The organism is Gilliamella intestini (assembly GCF_900094935.1).
Classification (GTDB): domain Bacteria; phylum Pseudomonadota; class Gammaproteobacteria; order Enterobacterales; family Orbaceae; genus Gilliamella; species Gilliamella intestini.
Genome location: NZ_FMBA01000004.1, coordinates 36,887 through 52,640, shown reverse-complemented (window position 1 = coordinate 52,640; position 15,754 = coordinate 36,887). Strand labels below are relative to the sequence as shown.

The window sequence follows — 15,754 nt, the reverse complement described above, 5'->3', positions numbered from 1 at the left end:
TATTCATCACATTACTCAATACCATATTATCGAATTTGTGCCTTCGAAATAGGCTGATGAGTTTGACGAATTTATTTAAGATTTTGCTTTAACTATTTAAAATTTAAAATTATTTTTTTATCTTTATCGTATGCCGATAAATTTCTAAATATCAAAAAAAGTAACTCATCTTACTAATATTAATTTATAACTTTCCTCCAAAATATACTTTTATTTTTCCTGATCAATACGGAAAAAGTTGGTTAGTAATTCTATTTTTTTCCTTTTATACTAAATTTGAATTATCAATAAACACAGGTACTTGATTATGAAAAATAAAGGTTTACCAAAAGATTTTTTGTGGGGAGGTGCTGTTGCTGCTCATCAATTAGAAGGTGCTTGGCAAGTTGGTGGAAAAGGAATAAGTGTCGCTGATGTGATGACTGTTGGTTCACCAAAAAGTTACCGTAAAATTACTGAAGGTGTTATTGACGGTGAATATTACCCAAATCACGACGCTATTGATTTTTATCATCACTATAAAGATGACATTAAACTCTTTGCCGAAATGGGTTTTAAATGTTTTCGTACTTCTATTGCTTGGACTCGTATCTTTCCAAAAGGTGATGAACTTGCGCCAAATGAAGAAGGGTTAAAATTTTATGATGATCTTTTTGATGAATGCTTAAAATACAATATTGAGCCGGTTGTTACCCTTTCCCACTTTGAATTGCCTTATTATCTTGTTACTGAATATGGTGGCTTTCGCAATCGTAAATTAATTGACTTTTTTGTTCGCTTTGCAGAAGTTTGCTTTGACCGTTATAAAAATAAAGTCAAATATTGGATGACTTTCAACGAAATCAATAATCAAGCTAACTTTAATGAAGATTTTGCACCGTTTACTAACTCAGGTATTTTCTATAAACAAAGCGACGATCGCGAGCAGATTATGTATCAAGCTGCACATTATGAATTAGTTGCTAGTGCTAAAGCGGTACAAATTGGCCATGCTATTAACCCTGATTTTGAAATAGGCTGTATGTTGGCGATGATCCCTATTTACCCAGAGACTTGTAAACCAGGTGATATTCTAATGGCACAAAAGGCGATGGAACGTAAATATTTTTTTGGTGATGTTCATGTCCATGGTCAGTATCCAAACCATATTAAAAATTATTGGCAACGTAAAGATTTTAAACTTGATATCACCAATCAAGATCTTGAGATCTTGAAAAATGGAACAGTTGATTACATTGGCTTTAGCTATTACATGTCTAATGCAATTAGGAAAAAAGAAGATAATGAAAGCTATGAATATAACGAAAAAACCGATCTGATCGGCAATCAATATGTTAAAAAATCAGACTGGGGTTGGCAAATCGATCCTGAGGGACTTCGTTATACACTTAATTGGTTAACTGATATGTATCGTTTACCGCTTTTCATAGTTGAAAATGGTTTTGGCGCCTACGATAAGCTCGAAGCTGATGGTAGCGTGCACGATTCTTACCGTATTGATTACTTGCGTGAACATATTAAACAAATGAAGCTAGCTGTTGAAGAAGATGGTGTTGATTTGATGGGATACACTCCTTGGGGATGTATTGATCTTGTTTCAGCAGGGACTGGCGAAATGGAAAAACGTTATGGATTTATCTATGTTGATAAAGACAACAAAGGTAACGGTTCACTAAAACGTAGCCGCAAAGCCTCATTTGCATGGTTTAAAAAAGTCATTGAGTCTAATGGTGAAGTTTTATAAAGCATATAACTATTTTTTAGGAGAATTTATGAAAAAAGCATTAATTATTTGTGCCGCAGGGATGTCATCATCATTAATGGCAAAAAAAGTGACAGAATATTTTGCTAGCAAAGATAAAGCGGTTTCGGTTGATGCGGTATCAGCAACTGAAGGGGCGAATATGATTAAAAATAGTGATTTTTCACTTTTTTTAATTAGTCCGCAAACAATGATGATGCTTGATAAATTTAAAAAATTGGGGGAAGAAGTCGGTAAGCCTGTTGTCAGTATTCCTTTTCAGGCTTATATACCCATTCAATCAGGCATTGAACAATTGGCTAAGTTAGTAGAGGAGAATATAAACTAATTTAAATCAATATATATCGGCTTTAGCGATATGATTTGGCGTTGTGAATAGATTATTAAAATAGCAGCGCCTTACTATCTTACTTTATTGTGCTTATGTAATAGTTACAAGTATTCACTATATTATTAATAATATGGTTTTAGTTGATGACACAGGTATGGATGATAGTGATTAAAAATAAACAGCGTGACCTTATTAGTTTATTGGTTCGTTCTAAAGATCTATTTAAAAGCAGTGCATTACTAGCGACTGAGTTAGCATTATCAGATCGTACTGTTCGCACTTATCTTAATGATTTGAAATCGTTAATTGAAAGTCACGGTGGATCTATTATTAGTAAACAAGGTTATGGTTACAAATTACAAATTAAAGACAGAACAGCTTTCAACTTATTTTTAATTGAGCATCATTTATTAGATCGCAATGTAGAGCAAGCAAATTGTCGAGAAGCATGTCAAAGAAAACACCATATTCTTAATCTGTTATTATTAGAAAGCCAAAAAATCGATATAGAAGCATTAGCTGAACAATTATTTATTAGTTCTTCCCAACTCAATAAAGATATTTTAGAAATTAAGCATCAACTTAAACCGTATGGTCTGACAGTCAAAAAAAGCCAATCCCTGTTTTATGTTGAAGGCGAGGAAAAAGCAAAACGACATTTCATTTTGAGTTATTTTTTCCATGATGGATCAATTAATCTTTTGCAGCATATAACGTATTTAAATAACTTTAGTGATGTCATTAGTTTTGATTCGTTAACCATCATTATTTTAGATGAATGCCGTGAGGCAAAAATAAAATTATCTGATGTAATGATACAAAATATCGTGTTACATCTGTCATTAAGCATTAAACGCTTACAGTCAGGGCTTTCTATTCAAAATCTTGATATGTCACAATCGACAAAAAATACCTTGGAATATCAAGTCGCTAAAAAGATTATCAATAGAATTGAAAAGGTAACAGGTTTTTGTTTTCCAAAAGAAGAACAAATGTATTTAACTTTACATTTAATGAGTAAATCAAATTTTTGCCAAAATGATTTTGATGCTGAGTTGTATTCGTCTTTGACTAATTTACTCATCAAGATAGAACAAGAGACGGGATATTTATTTTTAAATGATGAGCAATTGAAAAACGGCATTATCCAACACTTAAAACCAATGATTGTTCGTTTAAAGCAACATATTAAACTGAAAAATCCATTGCTTAATGAAATTAAAGCCAATTCTCCAGAATTGTTTGAGTTAGTTAAAAATTACCTTAGCCAGCTTCCTGAGCTTAAAAAATTTACTATTCATGATGATGAATGGGGCTATTTGACTTTGCACTTTTTAGCTTCGATTCAAAAACTGAAAAATGAACAAAAAGCCAAAGTATTAATTATTTGTGCAACAGGTCTTGGTAGTGCTCAACTACTAAAAAATCGCGTTGAATGTGAATTTAATGAAAGAATCAAAATTGTTGCCACGCAAGGCTATTATGAAATTGAGCCGAAGATCTTAGACAAGATTGATTTTATTATCTCGTCGGTGGATCTCTCATCAAAAGTATTTAAAGTCCCAGTTTTTCATGTTTCAGTATTTTTTACCGAAGATGATGTACAAAAAATTCGCCGTCATCTTTCGTCACCTAATATGCTTATTTCAACACATAAAGAACCAATATCAAAGTCAAGATCTTTAGATCATGTTATTGATGCTTTGCAAATAGTAGATGATTTATCCGCTGGTTATTTTTACCGATGTGAACAGCCGCAAAATAAAGAACAAGTTTTAAATTGTTTACTTGATCTTTTAGCGCTAAATGAAACTAGTGATTATAAACAACTGATGATAAAGCAAATGGAAAATCGTATGCTATTAGGTGATATTTTCTTTAGCCCAACTATCGTAGTGCCACATCCAGCAATGCCAGTGGGAAAATTGCCTAAAATTGGCATTGCAATTATTCCTGATGGATTATTTTGGGATCACAATTATCCAAAAATTCACTTTATCTTTATGATTTCACCCTCGATTTATCAAAATCCGACTCTTGCGATGATGACAAAAGCGATTGTTAACTTGATTGATGATTTAGAAATGCAATCAAAACTATTGAAATCACAAAACTTTGATCAATTTAAACGACTTTTTATCCAACTTATTGAAAAAGAGGTATAGCAATGAATAAAGAAATGAGCTCAGAGGATATTCAACTTATCGCTTTTAATATTATTTTATATAGTGGTAATGCTAAAACCAAAATCCACGAGGCTTTTAAAGCAATGAGGCAAGCTGATTTTATTGCCGCAAATCAGCTTCTTGATGAAGCAAATAAAGAGATCTTGCAAGCACATCATTCACAAACAGAACTACTGCAAAATTATGCAAATGGTACCAAAATCACGATGGAAATTATTATGGTACATGCACAAGATCACTTAATGACAACTATGAGTTTTCGAGAAATGGCGATTGAAATGTTACATTTATATGAAAAACATCATGAACTAGAAACAACATTAAAGGGCTAAATAAGGAGTAGCATGATGACAGAAAAGCTAACCATGCATAAAAAAATCAGCCTAACTAATCTCTATTTTAATCGATTTTTAGTGATTCGCTATACCACCGCATTTTTTTTATTTTTGAATCTTTATTGGGCAACCTTTCTAATAGGTTCATTGTCAATAGTCGCTATTTTACCGCTTGCTCTTTTTGTTTTGGGCATACTTACCACATGGGAACAAATTAAACTTTATCGTAATCATTGCAATAAATTGCCTTATGCTCGGTTATTTTATTGTGCCTTAATGATAGTTTTTATAGCACTAATGATTACGCTCTATACCCCTTTGTATCAATTTTTCTTTCCATTTTTAAAACAGACACCAGATGCTTTACATGTATTAATGGTATTACTGACGGTGAGTTTAATTATTACGTTTTTAATGCTTAGAAAGTTAAATAATATTCAACATAATCGGGATCAGCATTTTAAAAGAATCCAAGCTTACGAAGAATTTATTAATTAGATGAGGAAAACAAAATGAATACGGGATTTGTTATTTTGCAGAAATATCTGATGACGCCGATGGCGAAAATATCACAATTTAAAATTGTTCGAGCTGTAATGGCGGCGGGAATGGCGTCAGTACCTTTTTCTATTGTTGGCTCTATGTTTTTAGTATTCAACACGTTGCCAGTGACATTTACTGGATTAGAAGGTTTTTTTCAGAATACTTTTTTTAGAGTGAGTGATCTTTATATGATTGCTAATACCGCGACAATCGGTATTTTGGCCCTTTATTTTAACTTTGTTGTTGGTTATGAACTAACTAAAATCGAAGCAGAAGAAACTGGTCTTAAAGTTAATGCACTTAATGGTGCAATGTTATCAGTATTTGCTTTTTTCATGACTTTGCCTGAATTGGTCATGCAAAATGGTGCGATTACCTTACTTAATGATAAAAATAATTTAGTCTTTAATGGGCTACGCTTAAAACCCTTTGTCTTTCGGTTGGGGACATCGGGGATATTTATTGCCATCGTTATGGCTATTGTGGCGACTCATCTCTATTTTTTATGCGTCAGACGCAACTGGGTTGTAAAAATGCCTGAAACAGTGCCATTAGGTGTTTCGCGATCCTTTACCGCACTGATCCCAACTTTTGTGATTGCTTTTTTTGTGATCATCCTTAATGGTATTTTGATCTATTTTGGTACTGATATTTTCAATATTATTGCCGTGCCATTTGCCTTTGTAACCAATCTCACTAAAAGTTGGTTGGGTATTATGGTTATCCTATTTTTAATTCATGCATTATGGGTGGTTGGGATTCATGGTGCGAGTATTATTGGGGCATTTATTACCCCGATTATGTTAACTAATATGACTGAAAATGCGGCAGGCGCTCATATTCCTTTTGCGGGTGAATTTAATAATTCACTTGTGATTTTAGGGGGATCAGGTTCTACCTTATTAATGACATTTTTTATTGCGTTTTTTGCGAAGTCTAGCCAACTAAAAATCTTAGGACGAGCGTCTGCAGTACCTGCAATATTCAATATTAACGAACCAGTTATTTTTGGAATGCCGATTGTATATAATCCTTATTTAGCGCTTCCTTTCTTTTTAGCCCCCATGGTATGTGGCACATTAGGTTATTTTGCGATTAATACAGGTTTTATCCATCCAATCATTGCATTAATTCCATGGCCATCACCAATGGGATTAGGCGCATTTATTGGTACTGGTGGAGACTACAAGGCCGCTATTGTTGCGATACTTTCAGCTGTTGTCGCTTTACTAATTTATATGCCTTTTGTCAAATTATATGACAATAAATTGTATAAAGAGGAACAAGGTAAGTCAGAAAGTCAAATTCAAACAGCTTAGTTTTTTATGTTTTAGATAAGAGCGTATATACTTTAATTAAATGAATTACGCTCTTTTTTATTGATAATCATAAAAATCAATTGCGCCTATTTTCTATGAGGATCAAGAAATCATTTTGACTAAATTCACTACTTTTTTATACTTAAACGTAGTGTTTCCTGAAACTTTTTTACAAAAATCCGCTTTATTTAAGCGGATTATGTTTTTATCGCTAACTTTATTAAGAAAATACATCATATTTGACACTTCTTAATAACATTTTCACCAAAGTTTAACTATTTCCTACTTATGTTCATCAAATAAGATAGATAGGCATCTCTATATAGATGAGTTTTATTATCATCGATTGCATTAAATTATCAGCCTTTATTGAGTAAAACTAACTGATCATCTTATTTCAGGTATTAGCAATTATTGGTGCTCTATGTAAATGACAAGTAAGGATAAAGCATTGCATTGTGGCTGGCTGATCAATATTTACTCAATATTTTTATTTTCTATGTTATATTGATGATTCCCCTTAACTGATTATTGCAGGATTTATTAATGTGATTCATGTATTTTGCTGTTAAGTGGGTACGATAAATAATACTTTAATTAGGAGGTGCAAAATGTTTTATCTTAAACGTAAGTTGATAAAGTATTGCTACTTTATTGTATTTTTACTGATAAGCCAACAAGTACTTGCTGTCGAAAACATAAAACAAAAATTAGAAGCTGGTGCAGTTGCTTCGCCCGATTATTATGGTGCCATTGCTGCACAAGAAATATTAAAAAAAGGAGGCAATGCTGCCGATGCTGCGGTGGCTACCGCCTTTGCGCTTGCTGTAACTTATCCTGAAGCGGGTAACATTGGAGGGGGTGGTTTTATGACCCTTTGGATGGACGGTAAGCCTTATTTTATTGATTATCGAGAAGTTGCACCAAGCAAAGCTGATAAAGATATGTATCTTGATGAACATAAAAATGTGATCCCTAATTTAAGTTTATATTCTCACAAAGCATCGGGCGTTCCTGGGACCGTTGCAGGTATGTGGGCTGTGCATCAACGTTTTGGTAAATTACCGTGGAAAGAGGTTATAGCACCAGCTATTCGATTTGCCAATGAAGGATTTGTTGTAGACAAACAACTAGTTAAACGTTATCAAGAAGCACAAGAACTTGCACCTGCTAATGGCCACTTTAAGCAATACTTTGGTTCAATGCAAGAAGGAAAAATATTTAAACAACCTGAGCTTGGCAAAGTATTAGAGCGTATTGCAAATCAAGGTAGTGACGGTTTTTATAAAAGCGAAACAGCTAAATTAATTGCCCAACAAATGAAAGAAAATGATGGACTAATTAGCGAAAGTGATCTGGCAAATTATCAAGCTAAATGGCGTACTCCTCTAGTTGCTAGTTGGCAAGATATGCAAATTGTTACAGCACCACCACCAAGTTCTGGGGGCGTTGGTTTGATTCAGCTATTATTAATGAAACAAGACCTTGCTAAAGATTTTAAAAATGTAAAAGTAAATTCAGCACAATATATTCACTTATTGGCCGAAATCGAAAAACGTGTTTTTGCTGATCGCGCTGAATATATGGGAGATCCTGATTTTATTACTGTGCCTGTAGAGAAGTTAATTGATCCTAATTATGTTGCAGAAAGAGCGAAGCAAGTTAATCCAAAAGCGATATCTGTTACTGAACAAGTTAAACCCGGTTTAGATAATAATCGTGAAAAATTACAGACAACCCATTTTTCAATTGTCGATAAATGGGGTAATGCGGTATCAAATACTTACACGCTAAATGGTTGGTTTGGATCTGCTGTTGTAATAGAAGGTACTGGTATCATTCTAAATAATGAAATGGATGATTTTAGTAGTAAACCAGGTGTTGCTAATCAATTTGGCGTGGTTGGTAAAGATGCTAATGCGATAGAGCCCAATAAACGCCCGTTATCTTCTATGACGCCGAGTATTTTTATTAAAAATAATGATGTTGCAATGATTATTGGTACACCGGGCGGTTCAAGGATTTTTACATCAATATTCCAAGTTGTTACAAATGTTTTTGATAATCATATGTCATTAAAAGCGGCAATGGATGCTCCGCGTTATCATCATCAACTATTACCAACGAATCTTATCTTTATTGAGCGTTTTCAAAATAAAGTACCAGAGGAGTTAAAAGACAAACTTAAACAGATGGGATATCATTTTGAACAACAAGATTTTAGCGGTGATATTCAAGCCATAAGAATTAACAATAATAAACCCGAAGCCGTATCAGATATTAGAGGTCGAGGTAAATCAATTATTGTGAAATAGATAATAAAAGACCCGCCATAATGACGGGTCTTTTTGTATTTATTGTTGGATGATTATTCAGGAATAATATCAACAATAAGTTTAGCAAATGCTTCGCTGTGTACTTGGAAGAACACTTCATGTTCACCAGTAGTACGCAGTACACCATTTGGTAAGCGAACTTCGCATTTTTATGCTTGGAATTTATGATAAACAAAATGCTCGCCGAGCAAATAAAAGGCGTTTTTTTATTGATGTAAATAGATGAGATAAATCCAGACTAGCATGTATTATAGCTAGTCTGTTTAGATTATTTAACTTAAAGTGAATCTTCTATCTTTTTAATGTCCTCTTGCGTAAAAGTAATGTTTGTCTTTTCACTAGTATCGTTAATTATCTTTTGACTAATTAACTCGGTGATTGGGTAGATAATAGTAAAATGATCGCCACCTTTAATCATATTTGAATAAAAAGGAATATTTTTATCTTTTGCCATAGACGATAGGATATTGAAGTCTGTGTTGTAATATTCTTCACCTTCAAAGTAAAAAGTTGGTGTTTTGATTGATTCAATAAAAAAACCAGGTGATCTAAGTTTAAATTCTTCGGCGCTAGTTGTATCAAAAGGCAAGAATGACATATCAGCGTTACCCCACCATTTTTTGACATCACTTACACCACCCAAAGAAAAGATAGCCCTAAATCCTGTTAAAAGTTCGCTAGCTAATAAAACGCGAGTACCACCAGTGCTATGTCCTGCTAGGTAAATTCTATTAGCATCAACATAAGGTTGGGCTGCTAAAAACTGACGAGCTTTTTCTAAATCATCAATTTCGCCAAAAAACATTTCATCTTGTCCAGGATTTCCGCTTTCCCCCCTAAAGCTTGGTAACATTAAAATTAATCCAGCCTTTCGAAAAGCACTACCGGTTTGATCGTTAGTTTTAGGTGCCGGCGTCCAAAAATCGTCACCACCTTGTCCACCAAATCCGCCACTAATCCAAATCACGGCAGGATGTTTTTTCCCATCTTTAGGATCTGGTGTTAAATACGCTGACATATCACCATCTTTTGCTGGATAATAAACTAATGAAAAAATATCTTTAGGTGGAATAGGTGGTTTTTCATTATAATCCTTTGGATTGACAATTTTAGTGTTAAAGTTAGCTCTTGCTTCTTGTAAACTAACATTGCTTTGAGGTACTGTATTTGATTTTTCAAATGAATTATTAGCGAGTATTGATAATGGAAATAAAGCCATAGCAATCACAGCTGCACGAATAATTATGTGTGTGTTTTCTTTAATCATTTCTTTCATTAACCTTTTAATTTTATTTAAAAATGGTAAATTCCTTATAAAATAAGATAATTTATTTTAAGCATTTTTAGTTCTTTAGCAATAAATAGATATAGGTATTTCAATAAAGTAGTAAAATATTGTTACTTTTACTATTATCATTTTAAATTATCATTTAAATGTTTCACCTTCAAAACTAAATTATGAGGAGGAATATGATATGCCATATAAAAAACGTGAAGATTTACCTGATTCAGTGCGCCATGTTTTACCTGAACATGCGCAGGATATTTTTAAGGAAGCGTTTAATAGTGCGATTAAAGAATATCAAGATCCGCATAAACGGCGTGATGATAGCAATCCCGAGACAATTGCTTTTAAAGTGGCTTGGGCGGCTGTTGAAAAGGTTTACCACAAAGATGAAGAGGGTAAATGGGTGGCTAAATAGGTATTTATTTGATAAATATGATTAACTAAGAATTTATTATACTTTTAATTTTTCATATAGCATGAAAATTTTATATTTTAACAATAAAAAAACCCGTCATTTGAACGGGCTTTTTGTATTTATTGTTGGATGATTATTCAGGAATAATATCAACAATAAGTTTAGCAAATGCTTCGCTGTGTACTTGGAAGAACACTTCATGTTCACCAGTAGTACGCAGTACACCATTTGGTAAGCGAACTTCGCTTTTTGATACTTGAATACCACGAGCTTTAACAGCATCAGCGATATCACGAGTACCGATTGAACCAAATAATTTGCCTTCATCACCGGCTTTAGAAGTAATAGTTACTTTACCAAGTGCATTGATTTGAGCAACACGCTCTTCAGCTGCTTTCAATGTTTCTGCAAGCTTAGCTTCTAATTCAGCACGACGAGCTTCAAAGAATTCGATGTTCTTTTTAGTCGCTGCTACTGCTTTACCTTGTGGAATCAGAAAGTTACGCGCATAACCCGCTTTAACATTAACTTGATCACCTAAGCTGCCTAAATTAGCAACTTTGTCGAGTAAAATAATTTGCATTATATGTTCCCTCTGTTGCTAATTACTGATGGTTGTCAGTGTATGGTAATAATGCCAAGTAACGAGCGCGTTTGATTGCGCGAGCTAATTGACGTTGATATTTTGCGCTAGTACCAGTAATACGGCTTGGTACAATTTTACCACTTTCTGTGATATAGCTTTTTAATAAAGAAACATCTTTATAATCAATTTCTTTAACGCCTTCTGCAGTAAAACGGCAGAATTTGCGACGACGGAAATAACGTGCCATTTGGCTATTCTCCTAATAGTTTAATTTGGTCAGCATGTAAAACAAGTTGACTTGTTTTGTTGCGTTTAGTGTGGGTACTTATAAATCCACTAACTAAAACGTTGCTGCCTTTTTTTATGTAACTTAACTCATGTTGTCCACTAACAATCACAGGCATTACGCACCATGCTTGCCTTGCGAGCTCTGCTTCAATTTGCTCAGAAACATGTTCTAAATAAAACTGGCAGTGTGATATCCCACTTGGACTGATTTTTCGTATCGGTGTTTTGATAACAATACCCGATAACGTTAAACGATTATTCTTCGGAATCATCGTCCATGTTTGTTTCGTTAAACTCTTCATCAGAGCTACGACGCTCATCTTTCGCTTTTAACATTGGTGAAGTTTCAGTTACAGCATGTTTAGTACGCATAATTAAACTGCGAATTACTGCATCATTAAAACGGAAGTTATCTTCAAGTTCGTTAACCGCTTCTTGAGTTGCTTCAACATTCATTAACACATAATGTGCTTTGTGCAGTTTTTCGATAGGATAGGCTAATTGGCGACGACCCCAATCTTCTAAACGATGGATTTTACCACCATCAGTGGTTAACGTACCAGTATAACGTTCAATCATACTTGGCACTTGTTCACTTTGGTCTGGGTGAACCATAAATACTATTTCGTAATGACGCATTATCGCTCCCTACGGATTAATCAGCTTTCTGTCGGGGCAACCGCAACCCATTGAAAGCAAGGAACATGAAAATAAGCGGTTGAAATCGACGGGGCATTATATATCAAGTTATAGTGCTTGACAAATGAATATGCCAAGATTCTTTATAAGACAATGTTACGTTTTGTTGATGGTAAGTATCTGTTTTTATAAAATCGCTGTGTGGAAACTATAAAAAAATTAATAAAATCAATGTTTTTACTGACCGTTTTTTGTGGTTGTAAAAATGCATTGTAAAATGTAACGATTTCTATACATTTTTGTTAGTAAAATATGATATGCTTTCGCGCAATAGAATTGTTATTAGTAGATGTTTGTATAACTATATAGGTAAGATAAGAGGAAAGGTTTGATGGCTCAGGAAACTATTTTTAGCAAAATTATTCGACAAGAAATCCCCGCTGATATTGTTTTTCAGGACGATAAGGTGACAGCATTTCGTGATATTTCTCCTCAAGCGCCGACTCATGTGTTAATTATTCCAAATAAACTAATTCCAACCGTTAATGATATTCAAGAAGAAGATGAAGCCGTTCTTGGGCATATGATGGTGGTTGCGGCTAAAATTGCCAAGCAAGAAGGTATTGATGAAAGCGGTTATCGTTTAATTATGAATTGTAATAAAGATGCAGGACAAGAGGTTTTCCATCTTCATATGCATTTATTAGGCGGTAAAAATTTAGGTCGATTAATAGGTTAATCATGATATGAAACAGATCAAGCGTATATTTGTTGTTAGCTCATTAGCTTTTTTGTTAGCGGGTTGTCATCTTCTTGGGAACTCTCAAAAAACCGAAGTAAAACCGCCTGTTGATGTTAATCAACCTGATGGTACTGGCGTGATTGAAACACCACCGCAAATTGTTAGGCAGACTGATTGGCATTCAATATTGTCACCATTTATCAGTAAATTAGTGAATTTATCCTCTTTAGACTCAGATAATAAGCTGATTTTAATTAGCGATATCCAAAATCGTAGTGGTGATTATCTTGCCAGTAATAAAATTGCTGATGCATTGCATCAATTAATGCACAAACAAAATACGTTCACTGTAGTTGATCAACAAGCGATAAGCCAAGCTAAACAATCACTGGGTATTTCGGCTGATGATAAGCTTGTGTCACGCGGTAAGATGATTGGACTGGCTAAATCGATGAATGCAAATTATGTCCTTTTTACAACAATTTATAAAGTGCCAAGCGAAAGTACTGATACCGATTTAGCAATGGAGTTACTTTCAACGAAAAGTGGCGAAATCTTAACTAGAGTTGCGTCGAAAGATTTTCCAAAACCGTCTGATAGCAATAGTAATGCACAATCAAAACAAATTGGAGATAATCAATAATGGGGCCGTTGTTGATTGATGTTGATGGTTTAACATTAACTCAAGACGATAAAAAGTTGTTACAAAATCCATTGGTGGCAGGGGTGATTTTATTTAGCCGAAATTACCAAGATCCTACGCAACTATACGAATTAATTAAACAAATTAGAGCAGCTAGCTCACAACGTTTGTTAATTTCGGTCGATCATGAGGGCGGGCGAGTTCAGCGATTTAGAGAGGGCTTTACGGCAATTCCCCCTGCGCAATCGTTTGCAGCTCTGAATAACTTAGAGCAAGCAAAGTCCTTGGCTTTTGATGCCGGTTGGGTTCTTGCTATGGAGTTAATTGCGTTTGATATCGATCTAAGCTATGCCCCTGTTTTAGATTTGGGACATGATTGTCTTGCTATCGGTACACGTTCATTTCATCAAGATGTCGATATTGCTTATCAAGTTGCTTCTGCCATGATTGATGGTATGCATGCTGCAGGGATGAAGACAACAGGCAAGCATTTTCCTGGGCATGGGCATGTGATTGCCGATTCGCATAAAGAAACGCCTGTTGATCATCGTGAAAAAGCATTGATTGAGCACGATATGCAGATTTTTGCTAAGCTTATTGCTAATAATAAGCTCGATGCGATTATGCCTGCTCATGTGATTTATCCTGCCTTTAATGATAAACCTGCTAGCGGTTCGCCATATTGGCTTAAAACAGTGCTTCGTGAGCAATTACATTTTGATGGTGTAATCTTTTCTGATGATTTATCAATGGAAGGTGCTTCAGTAATGGGCAATCATGCTGAGCGTGCCCAAGCTGCGTTAGCTGCTGGTTGTGATCTGCTTTTGGCTTGCAATAATCGGCAAGGAACGATGGCTATTTTAGAGCAGTTAATGGCGTTAGATAAGGTTAGTCCGCTAACATCAGATAAAGCAAAATGCTTATTAACCCGGACTAAAATCACTTATGCTGAATTGATAAAAAATCCTAAATGGCAAAATCGCCGAGATAATTTAATCAAACTTAATGAAAAGTGGGCAGATTATGCAAGTAGCCATCATTGAAATTGATCATAACCAACATCTGGTTGCTTATAACGACATAGCTAAGAAGTTGTTGGGAGATAAGGCTTTGGTATTAAAACAACCTTTTGATTATCAATCGATTTTTAGTTTTGATAATACCGTTAATATGGATAAGCAAGATGATACGATTATTGTTTTAAATTCTCAGCACTTTTTATTGCAAAAAGTGATGGAATTATCTAAAACAATATTTATTTTACAACCGATTGATTATCTAAAAAAACGCTTATCAAAAATAACCGTAGTAGCTTGCCATGCTTTTGATATCTTTGCTACCCAAAGCGTGGTTATGCAAAAACTCATTGCACAAGCGAAAGTGTTTTCTATGCAACGTGAACCGTTATTAATATCTGGCGAAACGGGTACCGGTAAGGATTTATTGGCTAAAGCTTGTCATCAATATAGTCCTCGTGGCGATCAGACTTTCTTAGCCTTAAATTGTGCAGCCATGCCTGATGAAGTCGTTGAAAGTGAGTTATACGGTCATGCAGCAGGCGCTTACCCCGGCGCAATTGAGAGCAAAAAAGGCTTTTTTGAACAAGCTAATGGCGGTTCCGTTTTGCTTGATGGTATTGATGAAATGTCGTTTCAAATGCAAACTAAGTTATTGCGTTTTATTAACGATGGCTATTTTCGTCGTGTGGGGGACGATAACGAGGTTTATGTCGATGTTAGAATCATTTGTGCAACGAAAGTTGATTTGGCCGATCTGGTCGAACAAGGAAAATTTAGAAAAGATCTTTATTATAGATTAAATGTGTTGTCACTTAATCTACCTTCTTTACAAGAACGTAAAGAAGATATCGCTCAACTTACGGGTATTTTTGTGAATGAATTTGCCAATAAACAAGGCATCACATCTCCAACAGTTGACGATAATGCTATTGATTATTTGAAGAGTTATTCATGGCCGGGTAATGTAAGGCAACTTAAAAATATTCTTTATTCGGCATTAGCGCAATTGAAAACACCTAAACTAACCGCTAAAGATATCGTATTACCAAGTTCGACGCCATCGCAATTGTCTTGGACTAACAATATTGAAAATAAAACACTAGATCAAATGACTAAACAATTCGAGAAAGAGGTGTTATTAAAACTCTACGACAAATATCCAAGCTCAAGAAAACTCGCCAAAAGATTAGGTGTATCGCATACGGCGATTGCAAATAAGTTGAGAGATTATGGGATAGGGCGGTGATAGGTTTATTTTTATCTATATTGTAGCAAAAATCATAACAAAATTGAAGTATGCATTTATATTGCTCTGTTGAGCT

17 protein-coding genes and 1 pseudogene are annotated in these 15,754 nt (G+C 34.5%); 12 read left to right on the top strand and 6 right to left on the bottom strand.

The features are described 5' to 3' along the window. The first annotated feature begins 307 nt into the window (after nucleotides 1–307). From GA0061080_RS01755 to ggt, 7 genes are all read left to right on the top strand, one after another. Entirely contained in the window at nucleotides 308–1,744 is a 1,437-nt protein-coding gene (locus GA0061080_RS01755; RefSeq protein WP_091120026.1) for a 6-phospho-beta-glucosidase, read from the top strand. Nucleotides 1,745–1,772: 28 nt separating this feature from the next. Continuing rightward, complete coding sequence (locus tag GA0061080_RS01750; RefSeq protein ID WP_091120204.1) at nucleotides 1,773–2,090, top strand: PTS cellobiose transporter subunit IIB; 318 nt, start codon at nucleotides 1,773–1,775, stop codon at nucleotides 2,088–2,090. 146 nt (nucleotides 2,091–2,236) lie between these two features. Then, nucleotides 2,237–4,258: a BglG family transcription antiterminator gene (locus tag GA0061080_RS01745; protein WP_209435693.1), complete on the top strand. Its 2,022-nt coding sequence runs from the start codon at nucleotides 2,237–2,239 to the stop codon at nucleotides 4,256–4,258. 14 nt (nucleotides 4,259–4,272) lie between these two features. Then, nucleotides 4,273–4,611 (top strand): PTS cellobiose transporter subunit IIA, encoded by a 339-nt coding sequence (locus GA0061080_RS01740; RefSeq protein WP_091120197.1) that lies wholly within the window; start codon nucleotides 4,273–4,275, stop codon nucleotides 4,609–4,611. A gap of 12 nt (nucleotides 4,612–4,623) precedes the next feature. Then, nucleotides 4,624–5,112, top strand: a complete 489-nt coding sequence (locus tag GA0061080_RS01735) for a hypothetical protein (RefSeq protein WP_141683073.1) — start codon at nucleotides 4,624–4,626, stop codon at nucleotides 5,110–5,112. 14 nt (nucleotides 5,113–5,126) lie between these two features. Beyond that, complete coding sequence (gene celB, locus GA0061080_RS01730) at nucleotides 5,127–6,476, top strand: PTS cellobiose transporter subunit IIC (RefSeq protein WP_091120022.1); 1,350 nt, start codon at nucleotides 5,127–5,129, stop codon at nucleotides 6,474–6,476. Nucleotides 6,477–7,087: 611 nt separating this feature from the next. Further along, nucleotides 7,088–8,791, top strand: a complete 1,704-nt coding sequence (ggt, locus tag GA0061080_RS01725) for a gamma-glutamyltransferase (protein WP_091120018.1) — start codon at nucleotides 7,088–7,090, stop codon at nucleotides 8,789–8,791. Between the two features lie 53 nt (nucleotides 8,792–8,844). Here the strand turns inward: ggt and rplI (GA0061080_RS01720) are convergent. Next, nucleotides 8,845–8,961, bottom strand: a pseudogene (gene rplI, locus GA0061080_RS01720) (50S ribosomal protein L9); the annotation flags it as partial. 128 nt (nucleotides 8,962–9,089) lie between these two features. Beyond that, a complete protein-coding gene (locus tag GA0061080_RS01715) occupies nucleotides 9,090–10,079 on the bottom strand; it encodes an alpha/beta hydrolase family protein (RefSeq protein WP_209435692.1) in 990 nt (329 codons plus the stop codon). Nucleotides 10,080–10,287: 208 nt separating this feature from the next. Here GA0061080_RS01715 and GA0061080_RS01710 point away from each other — a divergent pair, with 208 nt between their 5' ends. Continuing rightward, nucleotides 10,288–10,515 (top strand): ChaB family protein, encoded by a 228-nt coding sequence (locus tag GA0061080_RS01710; protein WP_091120015.1) that lies wholly within the window; start codon nucleotides 10,288–10,290, stop codon nucleotides 10,513–10,515. A gap of 133 nt (nucleotides 10,516–10,648) precedes the next feature. Here the strand turns inward: GA0061080_RS01710 and rplI (GA0061080_RS01705) are convergent, their stop codons facing one another. From rplI (GA0061080_RS01705) to rpsF, 4 genes are read right to left on the bottom strand one after another with little or no spacing between them, the layout of a single operon-like run. Further along, the gene (gene rplI, locus GA0061080_RS01705) at nucleotides 10,649–11,098 is read right to left on the bottom strand and encodes a 50S ribosomal protein L9 (protein ID WP_091120012.1); all 450 of its coding nucleotides are present in this window, start codon (nucleotides 11,096–11,098) and stop codon (nucleotides 10,649–10,651) included. A gap of 22 nt (nucleotides 11,099–11,120) precedes the next feature. Beyond that, on the bottom strand, nucleotides 11,121–11,348 hold the full coding sequence (rpsR, locus tag GA0061080_RS01700) for a 30S ribosomal protein S18 (RefSeq protein WP_025314965.1): 228 nt from the start codon (nucleotides 11,346–11,348) through the stop codon (nucleotides 11,121–11,123). 4 nt (nucleotides 11,349–11,352) lie between these two features. After that, nucleotides 11,353–11,661, bottom strand: a complete 309-nt coding sequence (priB, locus tag GA0061080_RS01695; RefSeq protein ID WP_091120007.1) for a primosomal replication protein N — start codon at nucleotides 11,659–11,661, stop codon at nucleotides 11,353–11,355. Further along, entirely contained in the window at nucleotides 11,645–12,028 is a 384-nt protein-coding gene (gene rpsF, locus GA0061080_RS01690) for a 30S ribosomal protein S6 (RefSeq protein WP_091120003.1), read from the bottom strand. Before rpsF ends, priB begins: the two co-directional genes overlap by 17 nt. A 391-nt stretch (nucleotides 12,029–12,419) precedes the next feature. Here rpsF and GA0061080_RS01685 point away from each other — a divergent pair, with 391 nt between their 5' ends. Genes GA0061080_RS01685 through GA0061080_RS01670 form a run of 4 tightly spaced genes read left to right on the top strand, consistent with a single transcriptional unit; the run spans nucleotide 12,420 to nucleotide 15,678 of the window. Then, nucleotides 12,420–12,767: an HIT domain-containing protein gene (locus tag GA0061080_RS01685; protein ID WP_091119999.1), complete on the top strand. Its 348-nt coding sequence runs from the start codon at nucleotides 12,420–12,422 to the stop codon at nucleotides 12,765–12,767. Between the two features lie 7 nt (nucleotides 12,768–12,774). Further along, entirely contained in the window at nucleotides 12,775–13,413 is a 639-nt protein-coding gene (locus tag GA0061080_RS01680; RefSeq protein WP_091119995.1) for an LpoB-related protein, read from the top strand. Next, a complete protein-coding gene (gene nagZ / locus GA0061080_RS01675) occupies nucleotides 13,413–14,456 on the top strand; it encodes a beta-N-acetylhexosaminidase (RefSeq protein WP_091119991.1) in 1,044 nt (347 codons plus the stop codon). Before GA0061080_RS01680 ends, nagZ begins: the two co-directional genes overlap by 1 nt. Continuing rightward, nucleotides 14,419–15,678 carry a sigma 54-interacting transcriptional regulator gene (locus GA0061080_RS01670; RefSeq protein ID WP_091119988.1) on the top strand — a complete coding sequence of 420 codons (1,260 nt, stop codon included), beginning with the start codon at nucleotides 14,419–14,421 and terminating at the stop codon, nucleotides 15,676–15,678. The genes nagZ and GA0061080_RS01670 overlap by 38 nt, the downstream gene beginning before the upstream one ends. Nucleotides 15,679–15,754 lie beyond the last annotated feature (76 nt).